General features: G+C 64.0%; 19 protein-coding genes, 1 tRNA gene and 2 pseudogenes. 8 read left to right on the top strand and 14 right to left on the bottom strand.

Going from position 1 to position 22,722, the window contains the following annotated elements; all coding sequences use genetic code 11:
• The first annotated feature begins 127 nt into the window (after window positions 1-127).
• Complete coding sequence (locus I6F21_RS02930; RefSeq protein WP_036022448.1) at window positions 128-808, top strand: site-2 protease family protein; 681 nt, start codon at window positions 128-130, stop codon at window positions 806-808.
• A gap of 63 nt (window positions 809-871) precedes the next feature.
• Complete coding sequence (locus tag I6F21_RS02925) at window positions 872-1,294, top strand: hypothetical protein (protein WP_036034307.1); 423 nt, start codon at window positions 872-874, stop codon at window positions 1,292-1,294.
• Here I6F21_RS02925 and I6F21_RS02920 read toward each other — a convergent pair.
• From I6F21_RS02920 to I6F21_RS02900, 5 genes and pseudogenes are all read right to left on the bottom strand, one after another.
• Window positions 1,282-2,106: a TonB family protein gene (locus tag I6F21_RS02920; protein WP_036001198.1), complete on the bottom strand. Its 825-nt coding sequence runs from the start codon at window positions 2,104-2,106 to the stop codon at window positions 1,282-1,284. The genes I6F21_RS02925 and I6F21_RS02920 overlap by 13 nt on opposite strands.
• Window positions 2,107-2,118: 12 nt before the next feature.
• Window positions 2,119-2,574, bottom strand: a complete 456-nt coding sequence (exbD, locus tag I6F21_RS02915; RefSeq protein WP_036001202.1) for a TonB system transport protein ExbD — start codon at window positions 2,572-2,574, stop codon at window positions 2,119-2,121.
• 3 nt (window positions 2,575-2,577) lie between these two features.
• The gene (exbB, locus tag I6F21_RS02910; RefSeq protein ID WP_225112193.1) at window positions 2,578-3,510 is read right to left on the bottom strand and encodes a tonB-system energizer ExbB; all 933 of its coding nucleotides are present in this window, start codon (window positions 3,508-3,510) and stop codon (window positions 2,578-2,580) included.
• A pseudogene (locus tag I6F21_RS02905) lies at window positions 3,507-3,734 on the bottom strand (PKHD-type hydroxylase); the annotation flags it as partial. The pseudogene I6F21_RS02905 and the gene exbB, both read right to left, overlap by 4 nt.
• A gap of 126 nt (window positions 3,735-3,860) precedes the next feature.
• A pseudogene (locus I6F21_RS02900) lies at window positions 3,861-4,155 on the bottom strand (hypothetical protein).
• Window positions 4,156-4,529: 374 nt separating this feature from the next.
• On the opposite strand from I6F21_RS02900, the gene I6F21_RS02895 reads away from it, so the two are divergent.
• The 3 genes from I6F21_RS02895 to I6F21_RS02885 are packed head-to-tail and all read left to right on the top strand — an operon-like array spanning window position 4,530 to window position 9,469.
• The gene (locus I6F21_RS02895) at window positions 4,530-5,702 is read left to right on the top strand and encodes an efflux RND transporter periplasmic adaptor subunit (RefSeq protein WP_225140184.1); all 1,173 of its coding nucleotides are present in this window, start codon (window positions 4,530-4,532) and stop codon (window positions 5,700-5,702) included.
• Window positions 5,699-8,842 carry a multidrug efflux RND transporter permease subunit gene (locus I6F21_RS02890; RefSeq protein ID WP_036022406.1) on the top strand — a complete coding sequence of 1,048 codons (3,144 nt, stop codon included), beginning with the start codon at window positions 5,699-5,701 and terminating at the stop codon, window positions 8,840-8,842. Before I6F21_RS02895 ends, I6F21_RS02890 begins: the two co-directional genes overlap by 4 nt.
• Before the next feature lie 60 nt (window positions 8,843-8,902).
• A complete protein-coding gene (locus I6F21_RS02885; protein ID WP_036022432.1) occupies window positions 8,903-9,469 on the top strand; it encodes an invasion associated locus B family protein in 567 nt (188 codons plus the stop codon).
• On the opposite strand, the gene I6F21_RS02880 is transcribed toward I6F21_RS02885, so the two are convergent.
• The 6 genes from I6F21_RS02880 to I6F21_RS02855 form a co-directional block, all read right to left on the bottom strand.
• A complete protein-coding gene (locus I6F21_RS02880) occupies window positions 9,462-9,842 on the bottom strand; it encodes a DUF1428 family protein (RefSeq protein ID WP_225140183.1) in 381 nt (126 codons plus the stop codon). The two genes, I6F21_RS02885 and I6F21_RS02880, sit on opposite strands and share 8 nt — an antisense overlap.
• A gap of 172 nt (window positions 9,843-10,014) precedes the next feature.
• Window positions 10,015-10,088, bottom strand: a tRNA-Gln gene (locus I6F21_RS02875).
• 143 nt (window positions 10,089-10,231) lie between these two features.
• A complete protein-coding gene (rnz, locus tag I6F21_RS02870; RefSeq protein ID WP_225140182.1) occupies window positions 10,232-11,149 on the bottom strand; it encodes a ribonuclease Z in 918 nt (305 codons plus the stop codon).
• 52 nt (window positions 11,150-11,201) lie between these two features.
• Window positions 11,202-12,185: an antibiotic biosynthesis monooxygenase gene (locus I6F21_RS02865; RefSeq protein ID WP_225140181.1), complete on the bottom strand. Its 984-nt coding sequence runs from the start codon at window positions 12,183-12,185 to the stop codon at window positions 11,202-11,204.
• A 15-nt stretch (window positions 12,186-12,200) separates the two neighbouring features.
• Window positions 12,201-13,598: a guanine deaminase gene (gene guaD / locus I6F21_RS02860; RefSeq protein ID WP_225125813.1), complete on the bottom strand. Its 1,398-nt coding sequence runs from the start codon at window positions 13,596-13,598 to the stop codon at window positions 12,201-12,203.
• A gap of 15 nt (window positions 13,599-13,613) precedes the next feature.
• Window positions 13,614-14,831 (bottom strand): multidrug effflux MFS transporter, encoded by a 1,218-nt coding sequence (locus tag I6F21_RS02855; RefSeq protein WP_225140180.1) that lies wholly within the window; start codon window positions 14,829-14,831, stop codon window positions 13,614-13,616.
• 509 nt (window positions 14,832-15,340) lie between these two features.
• Between I6F21_RS02855 and I6F21_RS02850 the strand changes: the two genes are divergently transcribed.
• Complete coding sequence (locus I6F21_RS02850) at window positions 15,341-15,925, top strand: DUF1349 domain-containing protein (RefSeq protein WP_225140179.1); 585 nt, start codon at window positions 15,341-15,343, stop codon at window positions 15,923-15,925.
• A 64-nt stretch (window positions 15,926-15,989) separates the two neighbouring features.
• Here the strand turns inward: I6F21_RS02850 and I6F21_RS02845 are convergent, their stop codons facing one another.
• The gene (locus I6F21_RS02845; protein ID WP_036001244.1) at window positions 15,990-16,592 is read right to left on the bottom strand and encodes a TetR/AcrR family transcriptional regulator; all 603 of its coding nucleotides are present in this window, start codon (window positions 16,590-16,592) and stop codon (window positions 15,990-15,992) included.
• A gap of 199 nt (window positions 16,593-16,791) precedes the next feature.
• Between I6F21_RS02845 and I6F21_RS02840 the strand changes: the two genes are divergently transcribed.
• Both I6F21_RS02840 and I6F21_RS02835 read left to right on the top strand, forming a co-directional pair.
• Window positions 16,792-18,036 (top strand): efflux RND transporter periplasmic adaptor subunit, encoded by a 1,245-nt coding sequence (locus I6F21_RS02840; protein ID WP_036001246.1) that lies wholly within the window; start codon window positions 16,792-16,794, stop codon window positions 18,034-18,036.
• Window positions 18,037-18,218: 182 nt separating this feature from the next.
• Complete coding sequence (locus I6F21_RS02835; protein WP_225140178.1) at window positions 18,219-21,407, top strand: multidrug efflux RND transporter permease subunit; 3,189 nt, start codon at window positions 18,219-18,221, stop codon at window positions 21,405-21,407.
• Between the two features lie 36 nt (window positions 21,408-21,443).
• On the opposite strand, the gene I6F21_RS02830 is transcribed toward I6F21_RS02835, so the two are convergent.
• The gene (locus tag I6F21_RS02830; protein WP_036001249.1) at window positions 21,444-21,956 is read right to left on the bottom strand and encodes a hypothetical protein; all 513 of its coding nucleotides are present in this window, start codon (window positions 21,954-21,956) and stop codon (window positions 21,444-21,446) included.
• Window positions 21,957-22,042: 86 nt separating this feature from the next.
• On the bottom strand, window positions 22,043-22,489 hold the full coding sequence (locus tag I6F21_RS02825) for a MaoC family dehydratase (protein ID WP_036001252.1): 447 nt from the start codon (window positions 22,487-22,489) through the stop codon (window positions 22,043-22,045).
• Window positions 22,490-22,722 lie beyond the last annotated feature (233 nt).

The raw sequence follows: 22,722 nt of genomic DNA, 5'->3' as shown, positions 1-22,722 counted from the left end.
GCCGGCCGAAGCATCCATCTGCAGCGTGGCAATTCGGAACCGGCCACCCTATGTTGAGCCGAAGCGTTGCTGCGCCGGTTTGGTCAGGACGGTTGCAAGGCCGCTAGCTAACCGAAATGGATGAGCTGTGAACATTTCCTTGTACGACCTGTCGGTGTGGGTGCTTCCCCTCGTGCTCGCCATCACCTTCCATGAGGCCGCGCATGCCTTCGTCGCGGACCGGCTCGGGGACAACACGGCCGCGCAGCTCGGCCGCGTCAGCTTCAATCCTATCAGGCATATCGACCCGTTCGGCACCGTCATCCTGCCGGCGATGCTGCTGTTCGCGCATTCGCCGTTCCTGTTCGGCTACGCCAAGCCGGTGCCGGTAAACTTCCGCAAGCTGAACAATCCCAGGCTCGACATGGTCTGGGTAGCGCTGGCCGGACCCGCCACCAACATCCTGCTGGCGCTCGCCACCGCCCTCGCCTTCCATGCCCTGCCGCTGGTGCCCGCGAGCGCGGCGAAATGGGTTGCCGACAACCTCAAGAATGCCCTCATCATCAACGCCATCCTGGCCGTCTTCAACATGATGCCGATCCCGCCGCTGGACGGCGGCCGCGTCGCGGTCGGGCTGCTGCCGCGCCCCCTGGCCTTGCCGCTCGCCCGGCTCGAGCCGTTCGGTATGTTGATCCTGATCGGCCTCTTGATCCTGCTGCCGCTGGCGGGCTCGCAGTTAGGTCTAAATCTTGATGTTATTTCAGCAATACTGCGGACGTTGACCGGTTATGTGATTCAGGCTGTTCTCTTCCTGACCGGCAATGCGTAGTTGAACCGGAACACCCGAACACGAGCCGAAAGGCCAGAGGCCGACTTGGTCAAAGCTGCCGATATGCTGATCGCGCGACGCGCCGACACCCGCGCCCGCGCCGATTTTGCCACCTGGAAGATGATGGCTAAGCTCAACGGGGCGTCCGCGCTGCCTCCGGAGGCCCAGGAGTTCCTGAGCAGCTACAGGAACCTGCTGGCGCAGATGAGCGAAGGCGAAGCCACCGAGGCCACCATCGGTGCGATCTACAAGGCCTATTACGTCGAGATGGGTGGCGCTGGAACGCCGCCCGACGTGCGTCCGCGCGAGGCCGAGCCGGCAGCGGATAATGTTACCGCTTTCCGGCGCCCGGCGCCGAAGCCGAAAAGCGCTGGTTTCTTCGGGACAGGCGCGGCCAGCGGAGCCCAGAAACGGCCCCTGCCCGTGGCGCTGATCTTCGCCTGCCTGGTGGTGGTCTATGTCGGGATCCGGCTCTACTGGCGTTGAGCCGACTTCTTGTTGGCGGTCTTCTTCGATTTCTCAGGGGCGAAGCTGATCTCGAGGGTGCGCTCGAAACGCTCCTCGGTCAGTTGAACCGGAGGCGGCTCGAAAGGATCCGCCTTGCGAACCATCGAGATCGCAGCTGCATCGTAGGCGGCGTCGCCGGACGACGCGATCACGTCGACCGAGACCACATTTCCCTTTCGGTTGAGCGCGAAACTCACCGTGACCTTCTGATTGGCGTTCTCTCTGCCTTCCGGATTGATCTGGTGCTGCTTGATACGCGCACTGATTTTCTTGTTCCAGTCCACCGTGATCTTCAGGATGTCCTTGCCGAGCCCAACCACCGGCGCCAGGGCCTTTTCGGCCTCGCGCGTTGCGTCCTCGAACGTTTGCCGGGCCATATCAACCTGCTTTGGGGCAGCCTCCATGGCGGGCGTTTCAACGGCAGCCGCCTTCGGATCGTCGTCCTGCTCCTTCTTCGCAACCTTTTCGCTGACAATGCGATCGGGATCCTCGGCCTCTTGCGGTCGATCTTGAGGAAGTTCCGTCTCCTTCAGTTCGGCCTTCTGCTCTGGAAGCTCCGGGCGCTCCTCTTGTGCCGCGGAGTCGTTTGGTCCGGTCGGCAAATCGGATTCCTGAGCCTCCGGCGAAGCCATCTCGACGGCGAACTCGGCTCCGGCCGCGCCGAGACCATCGCCGTCGTCGTCGCCGTGCAAATGCGCCAGCGCGAGCGCAGCACCGCCGAGATGCAGGGCGAGCGCGGCCGCCGCCGCCAGGATCCAGAGCTTCCGGGATGGTCTCGGTTCGTCCGCCATCGTTCCGTCTTCTTAAGGCTGGGCGGCGCCTGCCACAGGCGCCCCCGGTGCGCCTTCCAGCGCGACCAGCTTCACCCGCGTATAGCCGCCCGAGCGCAAGAGCTCCATCACGCCCATCAACTCGCCATAGGGCACCGAGCGATCAGCGCGCAGGAAAACGTACTTATCCTTGCTCATCTCGGAAAGGCCGTCGAGGGTTCCGATCAACTCGGCCCGGTGAACGGCGTTCTCCCCGATCGCGAGCGTCAGATCGGGCTTGATGCTGAGATAAGTCGGCTTGTCCGGCTTCTTCTGCGGCGTCGCACTCGACGTCGGCAGATCGATCGGCAGGTCGACCGTGGACAGCGGCGCGGCGACCATGAAGATGATCAGCAGCACCAGGATGACGTCGATGAACGGCGTGACGTTGATGTCATGCGTTTCCGAGAAATCGTCGTCGTCATCATTGTCAGCGAGCGAAACGGCCATGGTCTACTCCGCCGCGCGCGAATGCACGCTGCCGTGGCTGCGGTCGAGATCACGCGACAGCAGTCGCCCCGCCGCGCCCGAGGCGCGGCTGACGAGCTCGAGATAGCCTTTCGTCACGCGCGAGAAGTGGTTGTAGATGATGACGGCGGGAATGGCGGCGACGAGGCCGATCGCGGTGGCGAGCAGCGCCTCGGCGATGCCGGGCGCGACCACGGCGAGGTTCGTGGTCTGCGACTTCGAGATGCCGATGAAGCTGTTCATGATGCCCCAGACCGTGCCGAACAGGCCGACGAAGGGCGAGGTCGAGCCGATGGTCGCGAGCACGCCCATGCCGATCCGGATGCGCCGTTGCTCCGCGCGCACGATCTCGGAAAAGCTCGAGGCGGCGCGTTCCTTGATGCCGGCATCGCTGGACAGGCCAGCCGACATCCGCGCTTCGCGCAACGCCGCCGCAAGGAACGACGGCAGGATGCCCTCCTTGGTGCCGAGCGCCATCTGCGCTTCGGCAAGCGAGCGCGCCTCCGCAATCTTCTTCAACGCCGCACGCAGCTTGCCGGAGGCGACCGACAGCTCGATCGACTTGGCGATGAAGACGGTCCAGGTCATCAGCGAAGCGAAGGCGAGCCCGATCATCACCGCCTTCACGATGACGTCTGCCGACATAAACATCACCCAGGGCGACAATTCCTTCATGGCCGCAGCCTCGGGCTTCGCACCCGCGGGATTGGCGGCCACCGGGGCGGCGCCCACGACGGCGGGAGCCGTCGAGGCCGCAGGCGCAGCTGCCGGGGGGACGGTCCCGGCAGCGGACGGCTGAGCCGTCGATGGGGCCGGTGCCGGCGGGCTCTGCGTCTGGGCGGAAACGGGGGATGCGAGCCAGGCAGACGCCAGCATCAAGGCTGCGGCAAGGCTTGCTTGGAAGGAGATGGTCTTCATACTTCGGCCCAGTAGCGAATGAGATTGTGATAGATACCCGTCAATTTGACCGTTTCGGGATCGTCACGCCCGAGCCGTTCCACCAGCGCCTGTATCGCGGTGTCGAGGCCATAGATCATGCTCCGGGCTTGATCGTCCCGTATCATGCTCTGAAGCCAGAAGAAAGACGCAACCCGCGTCCCCCTGGTCACGGGGGCGACGAGAGGTGCTGGAGGATAGAGCACAAGGCCCTCCAATTCCTGTCGTTCACACGCGTCGAACGAATGTCGCCTGTTGGTATCGGCCACACAATTGCGGGTCAATGCGTGCCGTTCGCGAGAACCCTTGAATAGATCAAGATCAAAACGATTCTAAACTGCCCCGCTCTCTGAGCGAAGGATGCGTCCTAAACGCAAATCGATTGCTGGCCACTCGATCGCCGCTCTGGGTTTCATCAGCCACAGCAACTCGTCGACGGTCTTCGCAACGGCGCGCACGCGATCGGTGCTGTCCATGCCGGCGATGTTGGCGCCGTTGACAACGGCTTTGATCTCGTCGCGAAAGTCGGTGAGGAAGCACAAGGGATCGCGCTGCTCGTTGGTGACACGCGATCAATCCCTCGATCAGCATCTGGCACGCGATCAGCTTGCCGTTCAGCTCGTCCATGCTTTGCTCCGTCGCTGCGGCGCCGAAATGGACGATGCCGAAATCCATGGTAACCGAAACGGCTACGAGGCGACTTAGAACCGTTCTTGCGGCAGATCCGAAAGGCAGCGCGGCGCGGGGCCGATCGGTCCCGAGCACACTGCTCCGCGTGCTACGCAAGACTTGCACGCCGGCCGATCGCGGCGGGAAAACGCGGCATTGCACGTCGCCGCGCCAACGAGCTGCCTACACGGTGCAAAGCTTTCCAATTGTTTAGGATTCTCACCCGATAGTGCTGTTTACTCTGGAAGTTGGCGTGTATTATACATCATGCTGGAACCGTACGATTGCCCCGATATTCGTAGCCGAGGGCATACGAGCCGACACGAGACGACATGAACAAGTCCCGGCCGATCCTTTGGCTTCTGATCATCGCGGCCGTGGCTTCTGCGGGCTATTATGGTTGGCAGAAATTCGGCACGTCCGAGGCGGGAAAAACCCAGACCGCACAAAAAGGCCCGCCTCGCCCCTCCGCCGTCCCGGTCAGCGTTGCGCCGGTTCAGAAGACCGACTTTCCGGTCTATCTCACTGGTCTCGGCACGGTTCAGGGCTTTAACACGGTCCAGGTCCGAAGCCGTGTGGATGGCCAGATCGACAAGCTCGAATTCAGGGAAGGCCAGATCGTCAAGCAGGGCGATCTCCTGGTTTCGATCGATCCCCGTCCCTATCAGGCCGCGCTTGACCAGGCCAAGGCCAAGAAGGCGCAGGACGAGGCCAGTCTCGCCAACGCCAATCTCGAGCTCCAGCGCGCCACGAAGCTCGGCGAATTCGCCACCGCCCAGCGCGTCGACACACAGCGCTCCACCGTCGCTCAGCTCACCGCCCAGATCGCCGCCGACGATGCCGCGATCTCCAACGCCCAGACCCAGCTCGATTACACCCAGATCAAGGCGCCGATCACCGGCGTGGCAGGCCTGCGTCAGGTCGACATCGGCAACATCGTCAACGCTTCGTCGCAGACCGCCATCGTCACGATCTCGCAGGTCGAGCCGATCGCGGTGATCTTCACCGCGCCGGAAGACCAGCTCCCCTATATCAGCGAAGGCCACAAGGCCGGCGCGCTCAAGGTGATCGCCTTCACCACCGACGGCAAGAGGACGCTGGCCGAGGGCAAGCTCGCGGTGATCAACAACCAGGTCGACGCGACCAGCGGCACGATCCGGCTCAAGGCGGTGTTCGACAACAAGGAAAGAACGCTGTGGCCGGGGCAATCGGTCTCGACGCGGCTCCTGGTGCGAACGCTGAAGGATGCGACGGTCGTTCCGGATGACGCGGTCCAGCGCTCCACCAACGGACTCTATGCCTATACGGTCAACCAGGACAACAAGGCCGAACTGCACAAGATCAAGGTCAGCTATGGCATCGACGGTCATTCGGTCATCGAGGAAGGATTGAGCCCCGGTCAGCAGGTGATCGTCGGCGGACAGTTCAAGGTGCAGCCCGGAAGCCTGGTGTCGACGGCGGTAGCAAGCTCGGATCCGACCCAGAACAAGGTTCGACAGCAATGATCGGGGGCGGGATTTCGGCGCCTTTCATCCGATATCCCATCGGCACCTCGCTGCTGATGGCCGGCATTCTCTTCGTCGGCCTGGTCGCCTATCCCCTGCTCCCGGTCGCGCCCCTGCCGCAGGTGGACTTTCCGACCATTCAGGTCACCGCCAATTTGCCCGGCGGCAGCCCCGAGACCATGGCTTCGTCGGTGGCGCAGCCGCTCGAGCGGCAATTCGCCCAGATTCCTGGCATCGCGCAGATGACCTCGACGAGCTATCTGGGCACGGCGTCGATCACCATCCAATTCGACCTCAACCGCAACATCGACGGCGCCGCCAACGACGTACAGGGTGCCATCAACGCGGCCAGCGGCCAGTTGCCGAGGAACCTGCCGTCGCCCCCGACCTACCGCAAGGTCAACCCCGCCGACGCGCCGATCCTGCTACTGTCGGCGACATCGGAGACGCTGCCGCTGACCAGCGTCAGCGATGCCGTCGACACCCAGCTCGCCCAGCAGATCAGCCAGCTCTCGGGCGTCGCCCAGGTCTTCATCGGCGGCCAGCAGAAACCCTCGATCCGCATTCAGGTCGATCCCGCAAAGCTGGTCGCCAAGGGCTTGTCGATGGAGGATATCCGCAGCCAGATCGCGATCACCACGGTCGACAGCCCCAAGGGCAATATCGACGGCGAGAAGCGGGCCTATACGATCTACGCCAACGACCAGCTCACCCACGCGAAGGACTGGAACGACGTCATCATCGCCTATCGCAACGGCGCTCCGTTGCGAATCCGCGATATCGGCCAAGCGGTCACCGCTGCCGAAGACGCCAAGCAGGCGGCGTGGGCCAACGGCAAGCGCGGCGTGTTCCTGGTGATCTTCAAGCAGCCCGGCGCCAACGTCATCGAAACCGTCGACAGGATCAAGGCGACCCTCCCTCGTCTCGTGGCGGCGATCCCGCCCGCGATCAAGATCGAGCTCATCAGCGACCGCACCGCGACCATCCGTGCCGCGGTCGAGGACGTCCAGTTCACGCTGCTCTTGACCATTGTGCTCGTGGTCATGGTCATCTTCATCTTCCTGCGCAGCTTCTGGGCGACGGTCATTCCCACCGTCACGGTTCCGCTGGCGTTGCTGGGCGCGTGCGCCCTGATGTGGCCGGTCGGCTATTCGCTCGACAATCTGTCGCTGATGGCACTCACCATCGCGGTCGGTTTCGTGGTGGACGACGCCATCGTGATGCTCGAGAACATCACGCGCTACATCGAGGAAGGCGACTCGCCGATGGAGGCCGCCTTCAAGGGTTCCAAGGAAATCGGCTTCACGATCGTCTCCATCAGCATCTCGCTGGTCGCGGTGCTGATCCCGCTGCTCCTGATGGGCGGCATTATCGGGCGCCTGTTCCGCGAATTCGCCGTGGTGCTGGCGATGACGATCTTCGTTTCGATGTTCGTATCGCTGACGCTGACGCCGATGATGGCCTCACGCTTCCTGCGCGCCCATGGTGAGGTGCAGCACGGCCGCTTCTATCAATGGAGCGAGCGCGCCTTCGACGCGATGCTGCGCGGCTACGAATATGTGCTCGATCACGCCCTCGCCTGGCGGCGCACCACGCTCGCGATCTTCTTCGTCACGCTCGGCCTGTCGATCTACCTGTTCGTGCTGATCCCCAAGGGCTTCTTCCCGCAGCAGGACGTCGGCCTGATCACGGCCACGTCCGAAGCCTCGCAGGACATCTCGTTCAAGGAGATGGTGAGACGCCAGGAGCAACTCGGCAAGATCATCCTGGCCGATCCCGACGTTGCCAGCGTTGCCATGTCGATCGGTGGCAGCGGCCGTGCCGGCAACAACGGCAACCTGTTCATCACGCTGAAGCCGCGCAATGAGCGTGACGCTTCGGCCCAGCAGATCATCGCGCGTCTGCGTCCGCAGTTCGACAAGGTCCAGGGCGCCCGCCTCTACATGCAGGCGGCCCAGGACGTGCGGCTCGGCGGTCGACCCACGCGCACTCAGTTCGAATTCACGCTGCAAGACGCCAATCTGGACGAGCTGAACGAATGGGCGCCGAAGATCCTTGGCAAGATGCAGACACTGCCGGAGCTGCGCGACGTCGCGACCGACCAGCAGACGCAGGGCACGACGGTCCAGCTCAAGATCAACCGCGACACCGCCGCCCGCTACGGCATCCAGCCCCAGCTGATCGACGATACGCTGTATGATTCCTTCGGACAGCGGCAGGTCACGCAATATTTCACGCAGCTCAACACCTACAAGGTGATCCTGGAAGTCCTGCCGGAGATGCAGGGCGATCTCGAGACGCTGAACAAGCTCTACGTGAAATCGCCGCTGACCGGCGACCAGGTGCCGCTGTCGACCTTCGCGAGCTGGACCACCGATCCGGTCCGCCCGCTCTCGATCAGCCATCAAGGCCAGTTCCCGTCGATCACGATCAGCTTCAATCTCGCGCAAGGCGTCGCGCTCGGCCAGGCCACCGAGGCCGTGCAGAAGGCGATGGCGGAGCTCGGGACGCCGCCCACGCTGAATTCGAGCTTCCAGGGCACCGCGCAGGCGTTCCAGCAATCGCTCGGCACCGTGCCGCTCCTGATCCTCGCCGCGCTGGTCGTGGTCTATCTGATCCTTGGCATTCTCTACGAGAGCTACATCCATCCGATCACGATTTTGTCGACGCTACCCTCGGCCGGCGTCGGCGCGCTCGCGATCCTGATGGCGGCCGGATTCGACTTCAGCCTGATCGCGCTGATCGGCATCATTCTCCTGATCGGCATCGTGAAGAAGAACGGCATCATGATGGTGGACTTCGCGATTGCCGCCGAGCGCGACGAGCACAAGACGCCGGAGGAATCGATCCGCCAGGCCGCACTGCTGCGCTTCCGCCCGATCATGATGACGACGATGGCGGCCCTGCTCGGCGGCGTGCCCCTCATGCTCGGCCACGGCACCGGCGCCGAAATCCGCCAGCCGCTCGGCTACGCCATGGTCGGCGGCCTGATCGTCAGTCAGGCGCTGACGCTGTTCACCACGCCGGTCGTCTATCTCTACCTCGACAAGCTCAACAACTGGTTCTCGACCTGGGGCCGTTCGGACGACGAAGGCGAGGAGACGCCCGAGCACGGCAGCGTCAAGGAAGCCGCCGAGTAAGCTTGCGCCGCGCCTGCCGCGACGCTACAGCGAGACCCCGGTTCGCAAATGCGGTTTCCCATGCCTGTGCAATCCAGACTTGTCGCCCTTGTCGCTGCTGTCCTGTTGTCAGCGGGCGCAGCACACGCCCAGCAGGGCGCCAAGAAGAACGCCGCGCCCGCCCCGGCCGCGCAGCCCGCGCCTGCCCCGACACAGGCGCAGGCTGACGGTGCTTCCGGACAGCCCGGCTGGATCGTCCGCTGCACCAGCGCAAGCCGCGACGCGCCGCTCGAATGCGCGATGGAGCAGAACGCGGTGCTGACCAAGACGGGCCAGACCGTCGTCCTGATCAACATCCGCATCGCGCCCGACACCCGCACGCCGATCGCGCTTCTGCAATTGCCGCTCGGCCTCAACCTTCCGGTCGGGGCCAAGCTCCAGATCGACGAAGGCAAGACGTTCGATCTCCAGATCCAGACCTGCGAGAATCGCGGCTGCTACGCCTCGACCCCGGTTGCGCCGGACCTGCTCGCCGCCTTGCGGTCGGGCAAGCAGCTGAAGGTCTCTTTTCAGAACATGGCCAAGGAGACCATCGCGATCCCGATGCCGCTCGGCGATTTCGCGGCGGCCTACGACAAGATCAAGTAGCAGGCACGCCTCGCGTCACGATGTCACTCGCCCGAAGCAGCGTTGTGAAGCCGCCATAGATCATGCGCTTGCCGTCGAACGGCATGCCCTCGAATTTGATGCGCGGGTCCGCCATCACCTTCTTGTTGATGGCATCGCGGCTCTCGCGGTCCCGATAGACGATCCAGGCGAACACCACGATCTCGTCCTCCTTCGCGATCACCGCGCGCGGAAACGAGGTGAGCTCTCCATAGGGAACGTCATCGCCGATGCATTCGACATAATCGAGCGCGCCGTGCTCCATCCAGATGGCGCAGGCTTGCGTCGCCAGCGCCTTGTAGGCCTCGATATTGTCCTTCGGCACGGCGAGAACGAAACCATCGACATAGGGCATTTGCGGATCTCCTTGGGTTGTCCAGCCCAAGGACGATACAGCGCGCGGCGATCCGACTTGGAAACGCAAATACTAGGTGAGGCAAACCGTCGCGAGCAGCGAGGCAGCCCATCAACCTGCCTGCCATCCTGCCCAGGGACCGGAACCATACCTTTGGGAAAGCGCCCGGAACTGGCTGGGGAACCTGGATTCGAACCAAGACAAACAGAGTCAGAGTCTGTTGTGCTACCGTTACACCATTCCCCAACGGAATAGTCGAACAAATTCAAAGGCCTGCTTGATTTGTTCGACTGTGGCCGGGAAGCGCATCGCGCTAATCGCGGCTCAGGCGTGGCAGCCTTCTACCCGCTCGCATCTGGGCTGGCAAGCGCTGCGGTGGACGGATCGGGTCAGGGCGCGTTTGAACAGACGACGATGTGGTCGAAGTCTGCGGCGATCCGGGTGTTCGGGAAGATTTTTGCCGCCTCGGCGAGAATCTCTGCGTCTTCGTAGCGTCCCGACATATGCGTCAGCACGAGCTGTCCGACCTCGTTCGCGGCGGCAAAGGAGGCCGCTTCTGCCGCGGTGAGATGGCCGTAATTCCGCGCGGTCGGCGCGTCGCGATCGAGGAACGTCGCCTCGATCACCAGCATGTCGGCGCCGGCGACGTATTGCGACAACCCCTCGGTGGTCTCGGTGTCGCCGATCACGACGAGCTTGCTGCCGCCGCTCACAGGACCCAGGACCTCTTCCGGATCGATGGTTCGGTCGGCAACCACGATCGGTCGGCCGGCGGCCAACTCGCCGCGCAACGGACCATCGGGGACACCGAGCGCGATGAGGCGATCAGGCCGCAGATGACGGCGCGCGGGGCTTTGGAAGATGAAGCCGAAGCTGTCGGTGTCGCGGTGGCGGACCGGAAAACAGTCAACGGCGAATTCACCGGTATCGATAGCTCGTCCCTCGGTCAGCGCTTCGAACTGGACGGCGATCGGCGCCCTGCCCGCGCCCCACAGGCCGGCGAGCATGCGGGTGACGAGGTCGAGCGTGCCCGCGCCGCCGTGAACGGTCATCGTCTCGGACGTCTGCCGCAAGCCGAGCGTCGAAAATAGTCCGGGGATGCCGAGCACGTGGTCGAGATGGGCGTGGGTGAGCAGGATGCGGTCGAGCCGCCGGAAGCCGGCGCCGCTGCGCAGCAGCTGGCGCTGCGTGCCCTCGCCGCAATCGACCAGGACGCGCTTGCCTGCGGCTTCCACGAGGAGTGCCGGATGGTTGCGCTCCGCCGAGGGAACGCTCGCCGATGTCCCGAGAAACGTCAGGGCGAACATGGTCGTCGATGTCCAGCGACCGTCCTTCTCCGCGTCGATACGGTTGACGGTCTCACCGTCCCCAATGCCACGCGAGCAGCAGCGCGTACAGGCCCATCGACGCGGCATAGAGCACGGCGAGCAGCACGTACCCCGCGATCTGGCGACTGATCGTCGCCTTCGGCGTCACCCACCAGTCGAGCGCCTTGAAGGCGGCGGGCACCAGCCACCAGCCGAGCAGCTGCGTGCTGACGAGATTGCCGATGAACAGCGACAGCCAGACCGGCACGCCGTTTCTGTCGATCAGGGGCGCGCTGATGAAATAGCCCCAGAGGTAGACTACGGGATAAAGGACCAGGAGAACGATCAGGTTGCTCTTCCAGATGAAACCGGGCCCTTGCTCCGGGGCCGACGTCTTGCCGGCCGGGAACCAGAAATTGAAGCCGTAGCTCGCCCGCCTCACGTGCATTCCGGCATTGAAGCGCGCGCCCTCCTTCAGCAGCGTCTGCCGCAACGGCGAGTCGAGCCACGCATTGAGATTGGCATCGCTGTCGAAAGACAGGATGATGATCCATTCGTCGTGCAGGCCCGGAATCGGCCGCTCGATCTTGTGCCGCAGAAATCCCTTGAACTCGGCCTCCGCCGCCTGGATGCGCTGCTGCCATTTCAGGAACGCGTCCTCGAGTCCATCAGGGACTTTGAATGAGATGACGGCCGAGACCGCGCTGTCGCGCGGGACGCCGGTGTCGGGCAGGATATGGACGTCCTCCGAACCGACGAAGAAGCGCTGCACTTCCGCGATCAGCTTCGCCCGCACCTCGCTCTGCAGCCAGGCACGTGCCGCAGCGGGGCTCGCGAAACGCAGGATCGTCACCCAGTCCACATGCGCCGGCGGTTGCGGCGGCACCACTTCAAGGCTGAGGAAGCCTGGCCAGGCCTTGAGCACCTCGCCGACCTCACCGTTCCACCGGGCGAACGCAGCAAAGGCGTCGTCGGCGATGCGGCGCTGAATGACGAGAGCGACCGGCTGGCCGGCTGTTTCAGGAGATGCGCGCATCGGCAGCGGTCCGCCTCAGCCTTTCTTGTAGAGACGCTTGCCCATCACCCAGGTCTCGTCGACGCAGCGATCGTCGCCGACCATCATGACGGCGAACAGCATGCTCGCGGCCTCGTCCATCGTGCGCGGGCCGGCGCCGTCGGCGATCAGCGATTGATGCCACGCTTGCGCGACCTGTCCGCCGTTCGGATCGAGCGCGACGAAATCGGCCTCCTTGCCCGGCTCGAAGTTGCCGAGCTTGTCGTCGATGTAGAGGCCTTCGGCGCCGCCGAGCGTGATCGACCAGAAACCGCGATAGGGCGAGAGCTTGTTGCGCTCGGCTTCCGCGAGGTCCTTGCGCGCGGGATCGATGCTGCCGTCGAGCAGCGTGTTGTTGCACATGCCGACCTTGTAGGCGTCGTCGAGCACGGAGATCATCGAGAAGCGGTTGCCGCCGCCGACATCGGTGCCGAACGACATCTTGACGCGATGCTCGGGATCGGTGGCCCGGCCGAGGCGGAACAGGCCGCTGCCGAGGAACAGGTTCGAGCACGGGCAGAACACCACCGCCGCGCCCTTCTTCGACATGCGGCGGAACTCGTTGTTGGAGAGATAGACGCCGTGGCCGCCGGAGAATTTCGGACCGACCAGGTCGAACTTCTCGTAGACGCCGAGATAATCCTGGCAATCCGGATGCTCGACCAGCACGCCGCTGCATTCGGCCGGGTTCTCGGAGATGTGGGTGTTGACCCAGCAGTCCGGATGCTCGTGCTTGAGGCGCTGACACGCTCTCAGCAATTCCGGCGAGGCACCAAAGGCGAAGCGCGGCGTGATGGCGTAGAGATTGCGGCCCTTGTTGTGGTACTGCGCGATCAGCCGCTTGCTGTCGCGATAGAAATTTTCCGGCGTATCGATGAAATCGGCCGGCGCGTTGCGATCGATCCCGGTGAGGCCCGCGATGACGCGCATGTTGCGCCTGCTCGCTTCCTCGAACAACTCCTCGGTCGAAACAGGCGAGGAGCTCGTGAAGGCCTGGCAGGTGGTGGTGCCTGAGGCGAGCAGCGCATCGAGGAAACGCTTCACGCCCTCGCGCGCGTAGTCGCGATCCCGGTATTTGAGCTCTTCCGGGTAGACCCATTTCTGCAGCCACGGCAGGAGCTGCTCACCATAGGCCCCTAACACGCGCGTCTGCGGCAGATGGATGTGGCCGTCGATGAAGCCGGGAACGATGATGCGGTCCTTGATGTGGGTGACCTCGACGCCCGGATGGGCGGCGGCAATCTTGTCATAAGGACCGAACGCCTTGATCACGCCGTCAGTGACGACCATGAGACCATCCTGGTGAAAGCGCGCGGCGGCCGGCTCGTTGCCGACGTGCTTCCAGGGATCGTCGACGAAATCGAAGAACGTGCCGCGAATTCCGACCGTGGTCATGATTTGGTTCCTTATTTAACTGTGTGTCGCTTGCCGCGCCGACGGCAGCGAGATCGCGAGCAGCGTCCCCGCAATGGCGCAGAGTCCGAGATAAAGCCATCCGATCGGCGCCTGTGTCGCTTCGGGCAACACCGCCGTGATCGCCATGGCACCGCTCACGGCGAGATAGCAGAGCGCGCTGATGAGGCCGCCAACCAGGCCATGGTCGCGTTCGAACAGGCCAAGCGCCATGCCGTACATCATCGGGCACAGCACGCCGCAGCCGCCGAGCACCAGCGCGCCGCCGATCGTGATCGACGCAACATCGAGGCCGAGGGTCATGCCTGTTACCGTCAGGACCACCGCACCGGCGAGGAACAGCGCGAAGGCGCCGAAGCCCAGCAAGCGCGCCGGCATGACGCGCGCGAAATGCGCGCAGCCGAGCTCGCCGGCGAGATTGACCCCGCCAAGCCCGAGTGCGACGAGGCCGTAGATGGCCGCCGAATAGCCGAGACCGGTCTGGTAGAAGAACGGCGCGACGACGCCGAACGCCAGCTGCGCGCTGGCCGCCGCGACAAACACCAGCACGAAGGCGAGGAAGCCCGGGCGGACCAGCGCATCGCGCAAAATACCGGCAGTGCGGCGCGGATCGAACGGCGCGCGCCGCTCTGCCGGCAATGTTTCGGGCAGAAGAAATGCGACGATCGCGGCGACGATCGCCGCGGCGACGGCAATGACGACGAAGACGCCGCGCCACGAGGTCAGCTCGACGATGAAGCCACCGGCTGCCGGCGCCAGCACCGGCGCAAGGCCCCAGGCGGCACCCAACAAGCCGGAGATCGCGGTGAGCTCGCGGCCGCGGAAACAATCGGCTGCGACCGCATAGGCGACGACGAGACAAGTGCAGCCGCCGATGCCTTGCAGGAAGCGCAAGCCGAGCAGCAGCGAGGCGCTGGTGGCCATCGCACAGGCGATGCTCATCGCGATCAGGACCGACAGGCCTGCGAGCAGCACGTTGCGGCGGCCGAGAGTGTCCGAGGCGATACCGACCGGCACCAGCGCCAGAGACATGCCGAGCATGTAAGCGGTGACGGTGTTCTGCATCGACGCCGCGTCAGCTGCGAGATCCACCACCATCTGCGGCAGGCCCGGCGTATAGGCATCGAGCGGAACCTGGCTGAACGGCACGACGCACAACAGGATCGGCACGATCCCACTCCTGGCGCGACCGGCGTCCGAAGCAAGTGCAGTCATGGCTTACGGCCCCTCGACTCCCGCCGGCTCCGTCTTTTCGTGCGCGAAATGAGACACGATGCAGGCTGCGGATATTGACGCGCGGAACGTGCCAGAACTGTATGTAAAAACTCTTAGGGGTTCCCGTATCGATACGGTTTGCGGCGCTGGATGATCAGGCTCCGGGCACGCTCAAACAAAAATGCGAAAACAACCCCATGCACAGTACGAATCATTGAAGAATTTCGCGCCGCATGGTGCGGGTCCTGCCGGCGAAGGCCGTTTGACACGTCGGGCAGAACAGGCGCAAAGTTGCATGATCGCCGATCGTGAATCCGCAACTCGCGCCGACGCCCTTAACCGGTCGGAAGCCATGGCTGCTATCAAACGTGAGCCGGCCTCGACATCGGCACCACTGTCGATGGCGCGAGGCTGAACTCTGTGCACGCGCCCGATCGCAGTTTGCACGAGGCCATGCTTGTCCGGCAGATGGATCGAGCCACGGCAGGCATCGGCAATCGAGGTTGGAAATGACTCTCCTCAGAAGTGACGGCGTGTGGTTGAACGAACCGAAACGATGGACGGCAGAGGACGATCGCCTCCAGGTCGTGACGGACAAAGGCACCGATTTCTGGCGCGAAACCTACTACGGCTTTTATCGTGACAGCGGGCATTTCCTGGGCTTTCCAACCGGCGAGGCATTCACCGCCAGCTTACGTGTACAGGGCGACTTCCAGGCGCTCTACGATCAGGCGGGCATCATGGTGCGCATCGACGCGCGACATTGGGTCAAGGCCGGCATCGAACTGTCGGACGGCCGCGCCATGCTTGCAAGCGTGCTAACCGACGGGCGATCGGACTGGGCAACGGCACCCTATGAGCATGATGCCGGAGACTTCTGGGTCCGCGCAACCGTCGCCGACGGCGTCCTTCGTCTACAAGTCTCGGCCGATGGCAAGACCTGGCCTCTCATGCGGCTAGCGCCGTTTCCGGCAGCAAGCTCCTATCTTGTGGGCCCGATGGCCTGCACGCCCGAGCGGGCGGGACTGGAAGTCGTGTTCTCGAACTTTCGTCTGACACCGCCGCTTGGAAAGGACCTTCACGACCTGAGCTAAGCGGCCTTGCGATCTATCGCGCTCCCGAGCGGGCAGATCGTCGTTCAGCGCAGGCCACTCGTCTCTACCCCCTGGCCGACTGCGCTTCCACGGCCTGCACGGCGACATCAGCGACCTGCCGCAGCGCTTCACGATCGGCGCCTGAAGACGCCATCACGCCCATGCCGACCGCCACCGCCGAGACATAGCGCGCGAGCGCGGCCGGATCGGCGCTCTCCTTGAGATCGCCCTCCGCCTTGGCCCGGACGAAACGGTCGCGGAGCTGGTCCTCGTTCTGGGCGCGGCGGGCGGCGAGCTCGAAGGGGACGTTTTCTGAGCCGGTGCCGCAGGCGATGCCGCCCTGCACGAGCAGGCAGCCGGGCGGATTGGCGGGATCGGTCTGCTTGTCGGCGATGCCCATCAGCATCCGCTCCGCCACCTGGCGAGCGGTGGGCGCTGCGACCACCTCGTCCATCCAGATGTTGCGCAGCGTGGTGTAGCGGTCGAGCGCAGCCTTCAGCAGGCCTTCCTTGTTGCCGAAGCAGGCGTAGAGACTGGGCGGATTGATGCCCATGGCCTCCGTGAGCTGGGCAATGGTCGCGCCCTCATAGCCATGGCGCCAAAACACTTCCATCGCCTGGTCCAACGCCGTTTCGGCGTCGAATTCGCGGGGGCGTCCCATGCCCATGTGCCTGTCTCCTCGGATTCGGCGTGCTGTCTCAGCCTAACGCCGGATCCTATCTATTTGTTCTAGCTTTCTTTTTCTTGTGTCTTCCAATCGTCGCGGTATCGGCGTACAATTTTCTTAGTGATTGGTACATAACTATCTTGCACTGCGGTATCCAGCTCCACATCTGTAGTGAACACTACATATCTGGAGCGCGCAAATGCATCCCTCCCAAAATACCTCCCGCACCGGCCATTTCCGCCGCCTTCTGGGCGGCGTCGCCATCGTGGGCGCCCTCGCCGCGGCCGGCTCGATCGTGACCGGCCGCTATTTTCATGCGGCGCAAGCGACCGCACCCGCGGCCGCAGCTGAACAAGCCGTTTCCGTCACCGTCGCGATGATCGAGCCGCGGCAGACCGTGCTGTGGGACGATTTCTCCGGCCGGCTCGAGGCGATCAACCGTGTCGAGCTCCGCCCCCGCGTTGCGGGTGCGATCATGTCGGCGAACTTCACCGAGGGCGCGCTGGTGAAGGCCGGCGACGTGCTGTTCAAGATTGATCCCGCCCCCTATGCGGCCGAGGTCGACAAAGCTGCCGCCCAGCTCGAGGCCGCCAAAGCGCGCGTCGTCTTCACCCAAAGCGAGCTCGAGCGTGGCGCACAGCTCGTCGGCAACGCCGTGGTCACCCGGCGGGACTACGACCAGCGCGACAACGCCAATCGCGAAGCAATCGCCAACGTCAAGGCGGCCGAGGCGACGCTGCAGACCGCAAAGCTCAATCTCGACTACACCGAAGTGCGCGCCCCCGTGGATGGCCGCGTCGGCAAGATCGAGGTCACCGTCGGCAATCTCGTCGCCGCCGGCACCGCCTCGCCGGTGTTGACCTCGCTGGTCTCGGTCAATCCGATCTACGCCTCGTTCGATGCGGACGAAGAGGTGGTGCTGCGCGCGCTGAACTCGATCGCCGATGCTTCCGGGCAACGCGGCAAGCTCGACCAGATCCCGGTCGAGATGACGACCTCGGGCGGCTTGTCCGCGAAGGGCAACATCCAGCTGATCGACAACCAGGTCAACGGCCAGAGCGGCACCATCCGTGTCCGCGCGGTGTTCCGCAACGACGATGGGCGTCTCATCCCCGGCCAGTTCGCGCGCGTGCGCATGGGCCAGCCGAAGCAACAGGCGCTGGTGATGATCGACGAGCGCGCGATCGGCACCGACCAGGACAAGAAGTTCGTGATGGCAGTCGGCGACGACAGCCGCGCCGTCTACCGGCCGGTCACGCTCGGCGGCGCCGTCGATGGGCTTCGCATCGTCACCTCGGGCCTGAAGTCCGGCGACCGCATCGTCGTCAATGGTCTGCAACGCGTGCGTCCGGGAGCCCTCCTCAAGACGGAGGTGGCGGCGATGGGCGCACGGGGGCCGCAGCAGGCGTCGAACCACAGCAACCAGGACGTGGTGCAGCGTTAATGCACCCCGTCATCCCGGGGCGCGCATCGCGCGAACTACGGTGCGCAATTGCGCACCTGAGAATCTCGAGCGTACGAAACTCCGATCACATCACCTCAGGATTCCGGGTTCGCGCTTCGCGCGCCCCGGAATGACGAGTGGAGGTCTCGGAGAACATCAGGATATTGCCCAGGGGCAAGGCCATGAATCTGTCAAAGTTCTTTATCGATCGTCCGATTTTCGCCGGCGTGCTGTCGGTCCTGATCTTCCTTGCCGGCCTGATCTCGCTGTTCGCGATGCCGATCTCGGAATATCCCGACGTCGTGCCGCCCTCCGTCGTGGTGCGCGCTACCTATCCCGGCGCCAACCCCAAGGTTATCGCGGAGACAGTGGCGACCCCGATCGAGGAGCAGATCAACGGCGTCGAGAACATGCTCTACATGTCGAGCCAGGCGACCACCGACGGCGCGATGACGCTGACGGTGACGTTCCGGCTCGGCACCGATCCCGACAAGGCGACGCAGCTGGTGCAGAACCGCGTGCAGCAGGCCGAGCCGCGCCTGCCGGCCGTGGTGCGCCAGCTCGGCATCATCACCAAGAAGTCCTCGCCCGACCTCACCATGGTGGTGCATCTGTTGTCGCCGAACGGCCGCTACGACATGACGTATTTGCGCAACTATGCCGTGCTCAACGTCAAGGACCGGCTGGCGCGGATCGACGGCGTCGGCGACGTCCAGCTCTATGGCGCCGGCGACTATTCGATGCGGGTCTGGGTCGATCCGCAGAAGGCGGCCGAGCACGGCCTGACCGCAAGCGACATCGTGCGCGCGATCCAGGCGCAAAACGTCGAGGCCGCCGCCGGCGTGGTCGGCTCCTCTCCGAATGTCAAAGGCATCGATCTCCAGCTCTCGGTCAATGCCGAAGGCCGCCTCGCCAACGAGGAGCAGTTCGGCGACATCGTGGTCAAGACCGGCACGCGCGGCGAGGTCGTCCGTCTGCGCGATGTCGCGCGCATCGAGCTCGGCGCGTCCGAATACGGCCTGCGCTCGCTGCTCGACAACAAGCATGCGGTGGCAATCCCGATCTCCCAGGCGCCGGGCTCCAACGCGCTGCAGATCTCCGACAATGTCCGCGCCACCATGGCGGAGATCAAGAAGAACATGCCGGAGGGCGTGTCCTACCAGATCGTCTACGACCCTACCCAGTTCGTTCGCTCCTCGATCGAGGCTGTGATCCACACGCTCTTGGAGGCGATCGCGCTGGTCGTGCTGGTCGTGATCCTGTTCCTCCAGACCTGGCGGGCCTCGATCATTCCCCTGCTGGCCGTGCCGGTGTCGATCGTCGGCACCTTCGCCGTGATGCACGTGTTCGGCTTCTCGATCAACGCGCTCACCCTGTTCGGCCTGGTGCTCGCCATCGGCATTGTCGTCGACGACGCCATCGTCGTGGTCGAGAACGTCGAGCGCAACATCGAGTCCGGGCTGTCGCCGCGCGATGCCACCTATCAGGCCATGCGCGAGGTCTCGGGCCCGATCATCGCGATCGCGCTGGTGCTGATCGCGGTGTTCGTGCCGCTCGCCTTCATCTCCGGCCTCACGGGACAGTTCTACAAGCAGTTCGCGCTAACGATCGCGATCTCGACGGTGATCTCGGCCATCAATTCCCTGACGCTGTCTCCGGCGTTGTCGGCGCTGCTGCTCAAGGGCCACAACGAGCCGAAGGACTGGCTGACGCTGATCATGGAGAAGAGCCTCGGCTGGTTCTTCCGCGGGTTCAACAAGGCGTTCACGCGGTCCTCGGAGAACTACAGCGGCAGCGTCGGCAAGGTGATCTCGCGTAAGTCCGCGATGATGGGCCTTTATGTGGTCCTCGTCGGACTCACCGCATTTCTGTTCCAGCAGGTGCCTGGTGGATTCGTGCCGGGCCAAGACAAACAGTACCTCGTCGGCTTTGCCCGCCTGCCCGATGGCGCCACGCTCGACCGCAGCGAAGAGGTGATCCGCAGGATGAGCGACATCGCGCTGACTCAGCCCGGTGTCGAGAGCTCGGTAGCCTTCCCGGGCCTGTCGATCTCCGGTTTCACCAACTCATCCAATGCCGGCATCGTGTTCTCGACGCTGAAGCCGTTCGACGAGCGCAAGGATCCCTCGCTCAGCGGCCCTGCGATCGCGGCCGAGCTGAACAAGAAATATGCCGGCATCCAGGAAGCCTTCATCGCCATGTTCCCGCCGCCGCCGGTCAACGGCCTCGGCACCATCGGCGGCTTCAAGCTGCAGATCGAGGACCGCGCCGGTCTCGGCTATGACGCCCTGAACGAGGCAACCACCGCCTTCATGGCGGCGATGCAGAAGGCGCCGGAGATCGCGGGCGTGTTCTCCAGCTTCCAGGTCAACGTGCCCCAGCTGTTCGCCGACATCGACCGCACCAAAGCGCTGCAGCTGGGCGTGCCCGTCACCGAGGTGTTCAACACGCTGCAGATCTACCTCGGCTCCTACTACGTCAACGACTTCAACAAGTTCGGCCGCACCTATTCGGTCCGCGTCCAGGCCGATGCGCCGTTCCGCGCCCGCGCCGACGACATCAGACAGTTGAAGGTGCGCTCGTCGTCCGGCGACATGGTGCCATTGTCGGCGCTGCTCAATATCCGCCAGAGCGCGGGGCCGGAGCGCGCGATCCGCTACAACGGCTTCCTCTCGTCCGATATCAACGCGGCGGCCGCGCCGGGCTTTTCATCGGGCCAGGCGCAGGAAGCGGCGACGCGGATCGCGGCGGAGGTGCTGCCGCCGGGCTTTGCCTTCGAATGGACCGACCTGACCTATCAGGAGTTCATCGCCGGCAATTCCGGCATCTGGGTGTTTCCGCTGGCGATCCTGCTGGTGTTCCTGGTGCTGGCCGCGCTCTATGAGAGCCTGACCCTGCCGCTGTCGATCATCATGATCGTGCCGATGGGCTTGCTCGCCGCGATGTTCGGCGTCTGGATCTCCAAGGGCGACAACAACGTCTTCACCCAGATCGGCCTCATCGTGCTGGTCGGCCTCTCCGCCAAGAACGCGATCCTGATCGTCGAATTCGCGCGCGAGCTCGAATTCGCCGGGCGCACGCCGATCCGGGCTGCGATCGAAGCCAGCCGCTTGCGGCTACGCCCGATCCTGATGACGTCGATGGCGTTCATCATGGGCGTGCTGCCGCTGGTGCTCTCGACCGGCGCCGGCTCGGAGATGCGGCGCGCCATGGGCGTTGCCGTGTTCTCGGGCATGATCGGCGTCACCGTGTTCGGCCTATTCCTGACGCCGGTGTTCTATGTGCTGCTCAGAACCGTCACCGGCATGAAGCCGCTGGTTCATCACGGCAGTGACATCAGCGCAGCGCCGGTCCAGGGGCCTGCCGAGTGAACAGCGTCCCGCCGCGGCACGCCCCCGGCGGGACCATCATTTCCGGTTCTCCTCGCAGAATTTCAGCGCCGCCAGCGCCTCGCCGGCCCGCGGGATCTGCATCTCGATGCTGTCATCGTCGTCGTCCTCGAAGTCCAGCGTGAGGCGCTTGGCCTTCGCGAGGCGGTCCATGATCGACTGGTCGTATGCGAAGATGCCGCGCACCGTGGTCTTGTCCATGACCTCCCACTTGGCCTTCTTCATGATGTCGGCATCGTCGGTGCCGACATCGGCCCGGAGGATCTCACCGGCCTTGTCCCATTCCCAACCGTCGTAGATCATCACGATCACGATCGCCTGCTCGGAATAGGTGATCACGATGACGTAGTCGCGGTTCTCGTCATCCTTGTCCTTGTAGCCGCGGCTGGCATTGCAATGGGTGTCCTGCGCCCGCTTCTCGATGGTCCAGTCGCCGACTTTGGATTGTTGCGCAAGCGCGGGCCTCGAGCTCGAGGCGGTTGCGCTCAAGACGCAAGCGAGAATTCCGGCGGCAAGAAGAGATCGTTTCATGTCGGCCTCCAGCGCGTTCCCCGCGCCGAGATGACCACCTCTCCCGGCGGCTCGCAAGAGGGCGAGGCGAACGGCCGGCGGCCGTCCTATCCCCGCCGCGGCACGATCGCGATCGGAGTGAAGGTGTAAACCTCCTCGCCGTTCTGGTTGAACATGGTCCATTTCACCAGCGCGATGCCTTGCGGCTTCGATTTCGACGGCGTCAGGCTCATGACCTCGCCGACCAGATGCAGGCGGTCGTTGGGCCGCACCGGCATGGTCCAGCGCAGGCCGTCCACACCGGCGCCGATCAGCGGATGCGGGCCGAACGGACGGGTCTGGATCGCAAGGTTCATGGCTATCGCGGCGGTGTGCCATCCCGAGGCGGCAAGCCCCTTGAACAGGGTCTGCTTCGCCGCCTCGTGGTCGAGATGCATCGGCTGCGGATCGAACTCGGCGGCAAAGCGCTTGATGTCGGCCTCGGTGACCACGACTTCGGGGGATTTGAACTGCATTCCGATGGTGAGATCGTCGAACCACTCGACCTGCGCCATGATTTTGCCTCGCAAAATGACGTGCCGCTCCCGAAGAGACGGCTCAAAATCGACTGAGCCATGAGGGATATAGCGGGCCCGCAGCGCACAAACCAGCGCAAGGTTCCTGACGAAACCCCTTTCCCGATGCGACGAAACACGCCTGAAACAGATGGCCGCTTAAGTAGTTGTCAAAATAAATACAGGGACGGCCACCATGCAGTTCATCCTCGACCTGATCTACGAATATTCGT

The sequence above is a fragment of the Bradyrhizobium sp. NBAIM03 genome (assembly GCF_020194055.1).
Taxonomy (GTDB): Bacteria; Pseudomonadota; Alphaproteobacteria; order Rhizobiales; family Xanthobacteraceae; genus Bradyrhizobium; species Bradyrhizobium yuanmingense.
The sequence above is the reverse complement of the archived record's forward strand: the minus strand, read 5'-3'. Positions and strand labels throughout refer to the sequence as shown.